We start from the raw sequence: 12,499 nt of genomic DNA, 5'->3' as shown, positions 1-12,499 counted from the left end.
GTCAGGGAAGCCGCCGAAAAGGCCACCGCCGAGGATGTGCTGCGGCTCAGGGCCACCGTTGCCGAACAGCGCGGCTTTCGCGGCGATTCCGAAGCCTTCATCTCCGCCGACATGAAATTCCATACGCAGATCGCCGCGATCTCCGGTAACCCGATCTATGTTGCCGTCAGCGAGGCGATGCTGGGCTGGCTGAAGGAATACCACACCGAAATGCTGATCTGGACCGGCAAGGAAAAGTTCACGCTGACCGAGCACGAAGAGATCATCGGCCGCATCGAGAAGAAGGATGCCGATGGCGCCGAGAAGGCGATGATCAAGCATCTCGAACGCTCGCGCGCGCTCTATGTGATGAATTCCGAAAAGTAACTTCAGCCGAGCCGGGTGATCGCGTAAGGCGTCATCACGACCTGGCCTCGGTCAAAAGCTGAAATGTCGACCTGCACGTCTTCCGCCGTCAGGTTCGCCAGCCACGCGATTGTCTTGCCCGAGGCGGAGCGCCCGGCCAGCGCCAGCACCTTGGTTTCATCGCTCGTCCTTGCCGACACATGCGCAAGGCCGGCCAGCTCGCAAAGCCCCTTGATGGCCCCGAAGATCGGCCGGCGCGATCCTTCCGCGACGGGTTCTCCGGATGACGCCAGCACGCCGAACGGTCCGGTGAAGCTGGAGAGCGTGAGCTGTTCCAGTCCAGCGGGCGCGACGCGCGCGGCATATCCGATCGTCCATGCAGCAGCGAACTGACCGGTGTGGCGAGGATCGCTGGCGGCCATGGCAACGCGCTGTCCCCCGGCATTGGGTTTGGTCGCGCTGCCATAGGGGTTCTGGCGCATGGCAATCGTCGACGGGCCGATCCGATAGGGCTTTGCCCCGAAGATCATCGCCCGCGCCGATTGGGTGATGAAAGGCAGCGCCTCCAGCGATTGCATGATGCTGAGATCGTCGGCGGCATGCACGATCGGGCAAGTACAATGGGTGATGAAATCGAGCTGGTCCGCCGGCACGCGCTTGCGGTTGAGTTCGGTGAAGTAGCTGAACATGCCGCCGCCGAGGCGGATATCCGGAAAGGCGCGCCGCGCGGCCGCGTAAACATCCTCGAGCGGCGGACAGTCCGGCCACGTGCTGCCCGGCGGTGTCGACTGCCGGTCGACCGAAGGCGACACGGCAATGGCCGAGAGTTTTAGCCCGGCCTGGCGCACCAGGTCGGCGACACCTGACATCTCGGCGTCAAGATCGCCGGCGCACACAACGACGCATTCGAGGGTCGTTGCGGCAGCGTGGGCATTTGCGAGCCGGGCGAAAGCGCGCAAGGCGTCGAGCCCGTGGCCGCGCGTCGGATCGTAGTGAAACAGCAGCTGTTGTGGGCCGAGTGTCGTCAGCGTGGAGAGGTTCGCCAGTGCCGTCTCGACATCTTCGGGATAGATGACCACGCCGACATCCGGCAGCGTTGGCCCGGCTTCGCCGAGTTCGACGCGGACCGGTTCGCTGGCCACGGCGGCAGCCGGCGCTTTGCCTTCACCTGCGATGCGCAGGCTGATCGTCTGGCGCAGGGTTTGGCCGGCAGGCAGCACATAGGGCCAGGGCAGCGCCAGCGGTCGCACATAGGTCTTGTAGGAGGCGTCCGACCAGTTGCGCTGGTCCTCCATTTCGAAAGTATCGCTTTCCATCCGGCATTCGGCGGTGACGCCAGGCCGAACCTGATGGGTGATGGCGCGGATATCCTTGAAAGGCTGCCAGGGGTCTATCAGTTCGGGAAGCTTTGTCGCCTCCACGCTGCCGTCCGTATGCTCGACCTTGACCGGGCTGCCGGCGAGGTCGGCGATCGGGTGAAGGATGCAGAAGCCGCAGCGGTTGGTTTCGAAATCGCTCTCGGGAAGGGCGCTGACCTCGAAGACCAGACGGCCATCGGCGGAGCCTTTGATGGTGGCGCGGAAGCCGAGCCGGGTTCCATCGGGGGCCAGGCAGCTTGCCGAATAGCTGACCGAAAAAGCGTCGGCAGCCTGGTCGATGATCAGGTCCGTCAAATTTGGCTCATAGGTGCCCCAGTCGCGGTCACGCACGATATAGGCGACGGCGCGTAGCACTTCGGTGCCGCCATGCTGAATGGTGCGCAGATTGCCATTGACGAAGTCCGCGCTGAGCGCGCCCGCGCTGAGCCTGACCGGCTCGACCTCGACCGTACGCGTGCCGTAGAGCAGGAAGGCGTCGGCGGTCATTTCAGCGAGGCGTCGAGTTGCACCGGTTGCCGGCTCGCGGCCCCAGCATAGGCGGCCTCGACCAGCGCGAACGTCTTGAGATTGTCCGCACCCGAGGTCGCCGGTTGTACGCCCTTTGCCAGGCAATCGACCCAGTGCTGCTGGATGGCGACGACGCTTTCCTGGATGTTGTGCCAAGGCCGCGACGCCCACGGCAGCAGCGGCGGCGAAACGTCGGTGACGGCCGTGCCGCTCTTGCCGGTGACGGTCAGCCGATATCCCTGCGCCAGCCGGATCGTGCCGTCGCTGCCGTCGATCTCGATCAGCGTCTCGGGAAACGGCTCCGTGGCGAGCTTCGTCGCGTAGCTGCAGTCGACCACCGAGGTAGCACCGCTGTTGTGATCCATCAGCATCGTCGCGACGTCCTCGCCCGATATGCCGGGGTTGATGCGCACCGTCCGCGTCGTGATCGTGGACACATCGCCGAGCAGGAAGCGGGCGATGTCGAGGATGTGGATGCCGAGATCCTCGATGATGAAGCGCCTTCCCGTCGCCAGATAGGGCTGGCCGGAAAACACGTCATAGGCGGAGCGGAAGGAGATGCGACCGAAGAAGGGCATACCGATCTCGCCGCTGTCGAGCACGGCGCGCACCGCCTGGATCGGCGACTGCCAGCGAAAATTCTCATGCACCATCAGCGGCACGCCGGCTTCCGCGCATGCCCCGACCATCGCCTTGGCATCGGCGAGCGTCGGCGCGAACGGCTTTTGGCAGATCACCGGCACGCGGTGCTGTGCCGCCATTTCGACAAGCGGACGATGGCTGGGCGCGCTGGTGGCGATATCGACGAAGTCGAGGTTTTCGCCGGCAAAAAGTTCCCCCGCATCGGTATAGCGCTTCGCAATGCCGAATTGGTCGCCGACGATCCGCAACCGTTCCGGGTCACGGTCGCAGATGGCGACGATCGAGGCGCCCGCTATGTCGCGCCAGGCATGCATCTGGTTGACGGCAAAGAAGCCGCAGCCGATCAGCGCTCCTCGCAACTCCGCCATGCTCAGCCTGCCTTTGCCATCTGCATCAGCGTCACCCGACTTTGCAGCCGGCGCTGCGCCTGGTCGACGACGACGGCAACGATGATGACGAGGCCCTTGATCACCATTTGCCAGAACGAACTCACACCCATCATCACCAATCCGTCCGAAAGAATACCGATGACGAAGGCGCCGACGATGGTGCCGCCGATCGTGCCGCGCCCGCCCGACATCGAGGTGCCGCCGAGCACCGCCGCCGCAATGGCGTTGAGCTCGAAACTTTCGCCTGTCGCCGGATGCGAGGCCATCAGCTCGGACGAGATGATCAGGCCGACGATCGCCGCGCAGAAACCGGAGAACATATAGACGAACATCTTCACCATGTTGACACGGACGCCTGAAATCCGCGACGCCCGTTCATTGCCGCCGACGGCGAAGATGTGGCGGCCAAGCGGCGTGTATTTGGCGAGATAGGCGGCTCCCAGTGCAACGACGATCAGGATCCAGATCGCCACCGGCAGGCCGAGCAGCCGGCCGGCACCGAGGAAACCGAAGCCGGTGGTGCCAAGTTCCGGTTTGCCGACCAGGTTGGGGAAGGTGCGGCCATCCGACGACAGCAGCGCCAGGCCGCGCGCGACGTAGAGGACGCCGAGCGTGGCGATGAACGGTGCAACGTTCAGCCTGGTGATCAGCAATCCGTTGACGGCGCCGATCAATATGCCGACGGCCAGTGTGATCAGCGCGATCTCGAAGACGTTGAAATAGATGGTGTAGCCGATCTGCAGGTCGATGCCGTTGAGCACGAGATAGCCGGCCACCATACCGCACAGGCCGACGATCGAGCCGACCGAAAGGTCGATGCCGCCAGTGATGATGACGAAGGTCATGCCCATCGCCAGGAATGCGTTCAGCGCCACGTGCTTCGACATCAGGATCAGATTGGCGGTCGATAGGAAATTCGGCGCCGCGATCGAGAAGAAGATCAGCACGGCGATCAGCGCGATGAACGTCCGAAGCTTCATCACGGTCAGCAGCACCGAGCCGCTGGAAGTGGAGGGAGCGGCCGCTTTGGCTGGGATGTCAGTCATGGGCGGTGCTCTCCGTGCGTGGGGTCGGTCCGTGGCCAAGCGCGGATGCAGCCACGAGTGCCGCCTCCGTCGCTTCGGCGCGATCGAACATGCCGGTCAGTTTTCCGTTGCTCATCACCGCGATGCGGTCGGACAGCGCCATCACCTCGTCGAGGTCGGAGGTGGCGAACAAAATCCCCAAACCGTCGCGGGACAGTTTGCGCATGGTGCGGAAGACGTCGGCCTTGGCGCCGACATCGATGCCTCGGCTGGGCTCGTCCATCAGCAGCACCTTGGGTTCGGTGAGCAGCGCCTTGCCGATCACCACTTTCTGCTGGTTGCCGCCCGACAGCGACGACACCTCCTGCGCAGGGTCGGCGACCTTGATCGCCAGCTCCCGCACCATCTGCGTCACCGCCTGCCTTTCGTCGGCGCCACGGATATGGAACAGGCGGGCAAATCGCAACAGGCTGGCCAGCGTCAAATTGCTGGCGACCGAGAGGATCGAGACCAGCCCTTCGCGCTGACGGTCTTCGGGGATCAATGCCAGGCCACGCCGGATGCGCCGCGTCGTATCGCGCTCCTTGACCTTTATACCGCCAATGAAGATCTCGCCCGTCGAATGGCCGTGACGGCCCATGATGCAGTCGAACAGCTCGCTGCGCCCGGCGCCCATCAGGCCGTAAATGCCGAGGATCTCGCCGGCACGCAGCGACAACGAGACATGGTCGACGGCAAGTCCGCCGGTGGCGCGGGGCAGGCAGATCTCCTCGGCACGAAAAATCTCTTCTCCCGGAAGATGGCCGTCGGCCTTGGCGAAGTCCTTGGCGTCGGAGCCGATCATCTGGCGAACGATCCATTGCGTGTCGACGTTCTTCATCTCTTCCTGGCCGGTGATGCGGCCGTCACGCAGCACGGTGATGTAGTCGCCGATGCGGATCAGCTCTTCGAGCCGGTGCGAGATATAAACGATCGCCACGCCGCGTGCCTTGAGGTCGGCGATCACCTTGAACAGGATCTCGACTTCCGCAGCGCTCAGCGCCGAGGTCGGCTCGTCCATGATCAGGATGCGCGCGTCGAGCGAGACCGCCTTGGCGATCTCGACCAGCTGCTGCTGACCGATGCGCAGATCCTCAACCAGCATGTCTGGCCGTATGCCGGCTTGCAGGCGTTCCAGAAATTCCGCAGCGCGGTTTTCCTGTTGCTCGCGGTCGATCTTGCCGAAGCGGTTGGTGATCTCCCGGGTGGCGAAAATATTCTCGGCGACGCACATATTGCCGAACAGGTTCAGCTCCTGGAACACCATGCCGATGCCGCGGTTCACCGCGTCCGCGGACGAGGAGAAGGAAACCTCTTCACCTTCCAGCAGGATGCGGCCGGCGGTCGGCCGTTCGACACCGGCGATGATCTTCATCAGCGTCGACTTGCCGGCGCCGTTTTCACCGACCAGCACGTTGACCGCGCCCTTGCGCACCTCGAAATTGGCGCGCTTGACCGCAACGGTGCCGGAATAGACCTTGGAGACGTCCTCGAGCTTCAGGATGATTTCGCGCTCAGCTGTCGCGCTCATGGTTTCGGCCCGATCTCTGCCTCCGCCGGCGTCACCAGCGGCAGGTCCTGGCCGCTCCCCAGCGTATAGGCGCCGAGCACCTTGGCGCTGCGGCCTTCCAGCGCATCGCGTGGCAGCTTGGAGAGCACCGTCTTGTCGGCATAAGCGTTGAACGCCTTGCCGAACTGGGCGAAGTCGATCTGGTTGGTGAAGTCGTTGAACTGGATGAAGTCCAGGCTGTCGCGCAGCGCGGTACCGCGCACCGCCGGTCCGATCTGCACTCGTGCATCGGCTTTGCCGTCGCCGTCGATATCGACGTCGACGGTTGCTGCCCGCGACTGCGTGTTGGCCGTGACGATCTTGCCTTCCAGGCGAACCGCGAAAGTCCAAGGCGAATTCGCCTGCTTGTTCGGATTGCCGTATTTGGCGCCGGCAGCCGATGGATCGGTTGTCGCCAGGGTGTGAACCTGCGCAAACGGTCCGGCTTTCTGCTGGAGATAGGGCACGACCTTTGCCGCCCATGTCTCTTCGACCATCTTGTCTGGATTGAAGGCGGGAGCGTTGTCTCCGGCTTCCGATTTCGTAGGCAGGATCTTGCAGGCGGTCAGGCTGATGCCGACCATTACGGTAAGGGTCGGCCAGTTCGGCTTGGTGTTCAGCATGGCGGCCTGTCGTTCAGCATCGTGGGCGGCCCACGGAAAATGGCGGCGAGGGGCGAAAACCGATGTTCGCCCCTCGCTATTGAAATCACGCTGGCTCAGTTCGTCAGCGCGAAGGTCTCCAGCTTGGCGGCATTGTCGCCATTGATCAGAACGCAGTCCATCAACTGCTTTTCCTTGGCCGGCGACTTCTTGTTCTTGATGAAGTCGTTGGCCTGCTCGACCGCCATCTGCGCCTGCGCGAAGGCCGGCTGCAGCACGGTTGCCTTGATACCGCCCGACGCGATGGAGTCCCGTACGTCGTTCGATCCGTCGAAGCCGACGACGATGACGTCCTTGCGGTTCGCCGCGGCAAGTGCCGCATAGGCGCCCATCGCCATCGTATCGTTGCCGGAGATCACGCCCTTGATGTCGGGGTTGGCCTGCAGGATCGATTCCATCTTGGAATAGGCTTCCGTCTGGCTCCAGTTGGCCGACTGCTGGGCAACCATCTTCAGGTCCGGATAGTCATCGATGACGTCGTGATAACCCTTGGAACGAATGCCGGCATTGGTGTCGGATTCCTTGCCGACCAGTTCGACGAAATTGCCCTTCTCGCCCATCAGCTTGACGAATTCCTGCGCGCCGAGCTGGGCGCCCTGGTAGTTGTTGGAGACGATCTGCGCCACGGCCACGCCGGTGGCGTTGATCTCGCGGTCGATCAGGAAGGACGGAATGCCCGCATCCTTGGCCTTCTGCACGGCGGCGACGGTGGCGTCCGCGCCTGCATTGTCGAGGATGATCGCCTTGGCACCGCGGCCGATCGCGGTGTCGATCAGCTCGGACTGCTTGTTGGCGTCGTCGTCATGGACCAGCACCAGCGCCTCATAGCCGAGTTCCTTGGCCTTGGCTTCCGCGCCGACGGCTTCCGCCTTGAAGAACGGATTGTCGTGTGAGGGCGTGATAATGGCGATGAGATCCGCCGCATAGGCGGGCACTGCCGTGCCAAGCGCCAGCATGCCGGCGAAAGCCGCAAGCGTCATTCTGCGTGTGAGTTTCATGAAGTCCTCCCGTTTGAAAAATTGCCTTGATCGGCCAATGGCTTTGTCTGCATCCGAATTCGTCAGGCAGCGCGGGCCGCGGATCGCTTGGGTCGAAAACCGTTGCCGGCTTACCCAGGACGGATCGTTGCTCCCCAGCCATCCTCCACTTGCCCAGGCATCGTGCTCCCTGCGAAACCTTGTCGATCCGAGCCATGAACAGCTAAGCCAACTGGTATGATGAGTCAACCACAAATTCAGGTGACATGTACCTGATGAGCTACCAAAACCGAGGATCGGCAATGGCATGCCGGGCCTTCGAGGTGCTGCGTCAAGCACCTGTCTTCTCTCAGGTGATCCGCTGAATGCTGGCGGCGATCTCTTCCGGTTCGAACACGCGCTTCCAGTCGTCACGCATCAGCACCGGCTTGCCGAACTCGATCGCCTTGTTGCATGCGTCGGAGAAAACGCCCTTGGTCTCGCCGAAAATGACGGCGCCGAGCACGTTCATATGGCCGAGCAGGAAGTCGAGTGCCGCCTGCTGGTCGACGCCGCGCGCCACGACCTCGTCGACGGCTTCTTTCATGACCACCAGCAACGAGGCGCACACCGTCTCCGAAAGGCCAGGCTCGAGCAGCGCCATCTGTTCGACGCTGACGCGGTGCGAACGCATCACCGGCGCCCATATGATCTTCGCGATCGCCTCGCCCTTGGCGTAGTCCTCTTCCGGGCCCTGCATCAGGGCGCTGACCATGTGCTGCTTGGCCTTCACGCCGCCGAAATAGTCCTTCTTGGCTGCCATGTCGGTCTCGTCATTGAAGATCGGCGGATGGCAGGGGTGAGTGACGAAATAGGTGAGGTCAGGCCGCTTCGGCAGATGGCCGGCGAAAGGTGCCGCCGCGTCGAGCACCACCACCATCGTGCCTGGCGCCAGCTTGCTCTCGATGCTGGCCGCTACCTTGCCGATATGCGTGTCGGGAACGGCCAGGATCACCACATCCGCGTCCTTGAGCGCCTCGTCGGCACTGACCGTATCGAAACCCAGTCCGGTCTTCAGCCGTTCGCGGCCGGCATCGCTGACCTCGACATGGCGTATCGTGTAGGGCGACCCGCGAAAATTGGTCGACAGGCGGTAGCCCATTTTCCCGCCAGCCCCGAACAGCGCAATCGTTGTCATCTGGTCACCACTCCTGTTCTTCGGCGACGGCATCGCGCGTCGTCAACTGATCAACTGGTATAATCACGCTACCAGATTTTGGCAATGCGATAATGACCATGCGATGCGTTCGCCGCGTCATCGGCTGCCGCCGGTAGCACGAGAATCATGGATGGCGCGCTCGGGATATGATCTCTAGATCACCAGAAGAAGCCCGCGCTTGCCCGCTGAGTGCGCATGAGCGCTGCTCTGCCATCCCCAGAAATAGGAGGCATGTGATAGGGGTCGGAGGTCGGGCCGGGCGCTACTTCAAAAGATCGACCAGCATGTCGAAAGCCGCATCGATATCGCCACGAACCGCCGCCTGAACTGCCTGCTCGTCCCGGTCGCGCAGGGCCGCAAACATCTGTTGATGGTATGTGTTCGCGGTCGAGTAGGACCCATGCAGCATATTGAAATAGGGGCTGATCTGCAGCCATAGATCCTTGATGATCTTGAGCAGGGTTTCGGATCCCGCTGCTCGGTAGATTGCGAAGTGGAAGGTATAATTCGCCCTGAGATAGGCCTTTACGTCGTCCGCGCCATTCGCGCGTTCCAGTGAGTCCAGATCGCGCGCGAAAATCGCAAGATCCGCATCACTCCGGTTCTGTGAGGCCCAGCCGGCGGCGATGGCCTCTATCTCAAAACGTACATTGCGCAAATCGGTGAGCCGCTCGCGGCTGAGCGCCGGAATACCAATGGAGCGTCCGGATACCACAGTGAGCGCGTTGGCTGCCGTCAGGCGCCGCAGCGCTTCCCTGACCGGCATCGGGCTGACGCCAAAGGCGTCGGCGAGGCTCTGAACCGTGACCATCTCGCCCGGTACGATGCTGCCGTCGAGGATCAGTTCGGTGACCTGATTGTAGACCCGGTCCTGCAGAGTTTCCTTGGACAGTGGAATGATCTCGACACCAGGCTTCCTGAACGCCGATCCAGCCATCTCCGGTCAACCTTCCCGCCCAAGGGCGACACTATTGCTTGTCTGGGAATGCAAGGTTCGTGGTGCCACGTCAAGCGGCCGACATAGCCCGTTTTGATATAAACGATTTCATCATTGATATTTGATCAAACGATGTTACGGTCGCTGGCATCGAATGGCAAGGGTTACGTTTTGTGCCCTTGGGAGGCATTCGGTCGTTCTGTTTGGGAGGAGTTTCACATGGGTATCGGATCGAAAGTCCGGCGGCTCGCGCTGCTGGCTGGGATGGCTGCATGCGCCTTCGGCCTGTCCGCCGCGCAGGCAGCCGAGAAGCACAAGATCTTTCTCAGCATGAGCTACATCGGCAATGATTGGCAGGCGGAGGCGGCCAACATGGTCAAGGCCATGGCCGCCCACAAGAGCCTGGCCGACAAGGTCGACCTGCAGGTCCAGGTCGCTGGCCCCAACGCGCAACGCCAGATTCAGCAGATCAACGCGATGGTGCAAAGCGGCGCCGAGGCGATCGTCGTGTATCCGATTTCCCCGACCGCGCTCAACCAGGTCGTCAAGAATGCCTGCGACAAGGGCGTGAAGGTCTTTGCCTACGACGCCGAGATCACCGAGCCTTGTGCCTACAACGTCCACATCGACCAGCTGGAAGCCGGCAGGGTGACCGCCGAATGGCTGGTCAAGAAGCTCAACGGCAAGGGCAACATCATCGCCATCACGGGTGTCCCGGGAACATCCGTCGACGATCAGCGGACAAAAGCCGCCAAGGAAGTCTTCGCCAAATATCCTGATATCAAGATCGTCGGCGAGGCTGTCGGCATGTGGAGCCAGGCGGTCGCCCGCACCGAGCTCTCGAAAATCCTGGCCACCCGCAATTGGGACGACATCAACGGGCTGTGGATGCAGGTCGGCTGCTTCACCGCCAACTCGATGCAGCTCGAGGCTGGCAAGAAGACCAGCGAACTCCTGCCTTGCGCCGGCGAAGGTTCCAATGGCGGCCGCATCCAGATGCTGCCGGAGGGCACCGAAGTCGAAGGCGCGGCCGCGCCCTACGCGCCGGCCGGCGCACAACGCATTTCCTACGCCTCGCCGCCTTATTCGGGTGCGCTGGCGCTGAAGCTTGCCGTCGAGGCGATCGAAGGCAAGGACGTGCCTAAGACCACCATCCTGCCGCTGCCGGTCGTCACCAACGAGACGATCAAGCTGTGCGACGAAGGCACATGGGCGGAGATGAAGGCCGGCTGCAACGCCTTCAAGCCGTCGCTGGTCTCCAACCCGGGCTGGTTTGCCTCGATCTTCTCGGACCAGACACCCGAGGTCGGCCTCGCGGCTGCCCTCGTCGGACAACCGGAAGAATAAGCCTCCCAAGGCGATCTTGACGATGCGCGGACATTTTCTGTCCGTGCATCGTCAGCCCATGCCAAGCCTGGCGATCGAGGACAATGACAGAACATTCCGAGCTCCCCGCCATCGAGATCGACGGCATCAGCAAGGCGTTCGGACCGACCGTTGCGCTGGACGGCGTGTCGTTTGCGATCGCGCCCGGCAGCGTCCATGCCCTGCTCGGTGAAAACGGAGCGGGCAAGTCGACACTGGTGAAGCTGCTGTCCGGACTGGTCCGGCCGAGCCAAGGCCATGTCCGTGTCTTCGGCAAGGAGATCGCTTACGGCGCGCCGCGCGCAGCACATGCGCTGGGCATGCAGACAGCATTCCAGGAGATGACCTTGGTGCGCGACCTCTCCGTCCTCGACAACATGATGCTGCCTTACGCCCCGGTCGGCATCTCCGGCCTGATCCGCCGCGGTGCCGCCCGCAAGGCCGTCCGCCGCCATATCGAGGATCTCGGTTTTTCCGTCGATCTCGACGCCGAGGTGAGTGAGCTCGAGCTTTCGGTGCGCCAGAAGATCGAGATCGCGCGTGCCGTCTACCGCAAGCCGCGCATCCTTTTGCTCGACGAACCGACCTCGACGCTCGCCGGCCGCGATGTTGACTGGCTGGGCGACATCATCGCCGGGCTGAAGGCGGCGGGTACCACCATCGTCTTCATCACGCACCGCATGCGCGAGGTCCGCGCCTTTTGCGACACGCTGACGATCCTGAGAAACGGCCGCCACATCGTCACCGCGCCGGTTGCCGATGTCTCGGATGGCGACGTCATCGAAAAGATCATCGGCCGCAGCATCGAGCAGACCTTCCCGCCCAAGCCGGACAGCGCCCAGGCTTTCGGGCCGCCGGTTCTGGGCGTGCGCGACCTAAAGGTCGGGCGCAAGCTCGACGGCGCCGGCTTCGATCTGCGCAAGGGCGAAATCCTCGGCGTCGCCGGGTTGCAGGGCATGGGCCAGCAGGACCTGTTCCTGGCCTGCTTTGGCATGGCCGAGATCGAGCGCGGCCACATCCTCGTCGACGGCCGCAAGGTCTGGCTCGGTTCGCCGGCCGATGCCTTGCGCCCCAACATGGCCATCGGCCTGGTGCCGGAAGACCGCAAATCCGAAGGCCTGTTCCTGAAGCTGTCGGGCAGCCAGAACGCCACCCTGCCGGTGATATCGCGCTTCACACGGCTAGGCCTTGTCGACGCGCAGGCTGAGACCCGCTCCGTCGAGGCGGCATTCGACACTGTCGAGGTCGACCGCCGCGCGCTTTGGACGCGGGCCGGTGCGTTTTCCGGGGGCAACCAGCAAAAAATCGCCATCGCCAAATGGCTGGTGGCGCAGAGCCGCATCCTTCTGTTGTTCGATCCCACCCGAGGCATCGACGTCGGCACCAAGCACGAGCTTTATGTGATGATGCGAAACTACGTGGCTTCGGGCGGTTCGATCCTGCTGCACTCGACCGAGATTCCCGAACTCGTCCACCAATGCGACC

The 12,499-nt window shown here is 62.8% G+C and carries 11 protein-coding genes; 3 read left to right on the top strand and 8 right to left on the bottom strand.

Features of this window, described 5'->3' with window-relative positions:
• Positions 1 to 366, top strand: a 366-nt coding sequence (locus tag EN906_RS08705; RefSeq protein ID WP_127375138.1) for an FCD domain-containing protein, incomplete at its 5' end; no start/stop codon positions are given.
• Positions 367 to 368: 2 nt separating this feature from the next.
• Here EN906_RS08705 and EN906_RS08700 read toward each other — a convergent pair.
• The 8 genes from EN906_RS08700 to EN906_RS08660 all read right to left on the bottom strand — a co-directional run bounded on the left by EN906_RS08700 (position 369) and on the right by EN906_RS08660 (position 9,649).
• Complete coding sequence (locus EN906_RS08700; protein WP_127268637.1) at positions 369 to 2,210, bottom strand: hypothetical protein; 1,842 nt, start codon at positions 2,208 to 2,210, stop codon at positions 369 to 371.
• The gene (locus EN906_RS08695; RefSeq protein WP_127268638.1) at positions 2,207 to 3,241 is read right to left on the bottom strand and encodes a Gfo/Idh/MocA family oxidoreductase; all 1,035 of its coding nucleotides are present in this window, start codon (positions 3,239 to 3,241) and stop codon (positions 2,207 to 2,209) included. The genes EN906_RS08700 and EN906_RS08695 overlap by 4 nt, the downstream gene beginning before the upstream one ends.
• Before the next feature lie 2 nt (positions 3,242 to 3,243).
• A complete protein-coding gene (locus tag EN906_RS08690; protein ID WP_027036223.1) occupies positions 3,244 to 4,308 on the bottom strand; it encodes an ABC transporter permease in 1,065 nt (354 codons plus the stop codon).
• Complete coding sequence (locus EN906_RS08685; protein ID WP_127269784.1) at positions 4,301 to 5,857, bottom strand: sugar ABC transporter ATP-binding protein; 1,557 nt, start codon at positions 5,855 to 5,857, stop codon at positions 4,301 to 4,303. Before EN906_RS08685 ends, EN906_RS08690 begins: the two co-directional genes overlap by 8 nt.
• Entirely contained in the window at positions 5,854 to 6,498 is a 645-nt protein-coding gene (locus tag EN906_RS08680) for a DUF2291 family protein (protein WP_127269050.1), read from the bottom strand. Before EN906_RS08680 ends, EN906_RS08685 begins: the two co-directional genes overlap by 4 nt.
• A gap of 95 nt (positions 6,499 to 6,593) precedes the next feature.
• Positions 6,594 to 7,535, bottom strand: coding sequence for a D-ribose ABC transporter substrate-binding protein (locus EN906_RS08675; protein WP_127269049.1), 942 nt, complete (start codon positions 7,533 to 7,535; stop codon positions 6,594 to 6,596).
• Between the two features lie 328 nt (positions 7,536 to 7,863).
• Positions 7,864 to 8,691, bottom strand: coding sequence for a phosphogluconate dehydrogenase C-terminal domain-containing protein (locus tag EN906_RS08670; RefSeq protein ID WP_127269048.1), 828 nt, complete (start codon positions 8,689 to 8,691; stop codon positions 7,864 to 7,866).
• 283 nt (positions 8,692 to 8,974) lie between these two features.
• Complete coding sequence (locus tag EN906_RS08660) at positions 8,975 to 9,649, bottom strand: GntR family transcriptional regulator (protein WP_013533053.1); 675 nt, start codon at positions 9,647 to 9,649, stop codon at positions 8,975 to 8,977.
• Between the two features lie 219 nt (positions 9,650 to 9,868).
• Between EN906_RS08660 and EN906_RS08655 the strand changes: the two genes are divergently transcribed.
• The gene (locus EN906_RS08655; RefSeq protein ID WP_127273122.1) at positions 9,869 to 10,996 is read left to right on the top strand and encodes a sugar ABC transporter substrate-binding protein; all 1,128 of its coding nucleotides are present in this window, start codon (positions 9,869 to 9,871) and stop codon (positions 10,994 to 10,996) included.
• A gap of 83 nt (positions 10,997 to 11,079) precedes the next feature.
• On the top strand, positions 11,080 to 12,499 hold a 1,420-nt coding region (locus EN906_RS08650), incomplete at its 3' end, for a sugar ABC transporter ATP-binding protein (protein ID WP_164777134.1).

Source organism: Mesorhizobium sp. M7A.F.Ca.CA.004.06.1.1, assembly GCF_003999135.1.
Taxonomy (GTDB): Bacteria; Pseudomonadota; Alphaproteobacteria; order Rhizobiales; family Rhizobiaceae; genus Mesorhizobium.
This window is presented reverse-complemented; position numbering and strand designations above follow the sequence as displayed.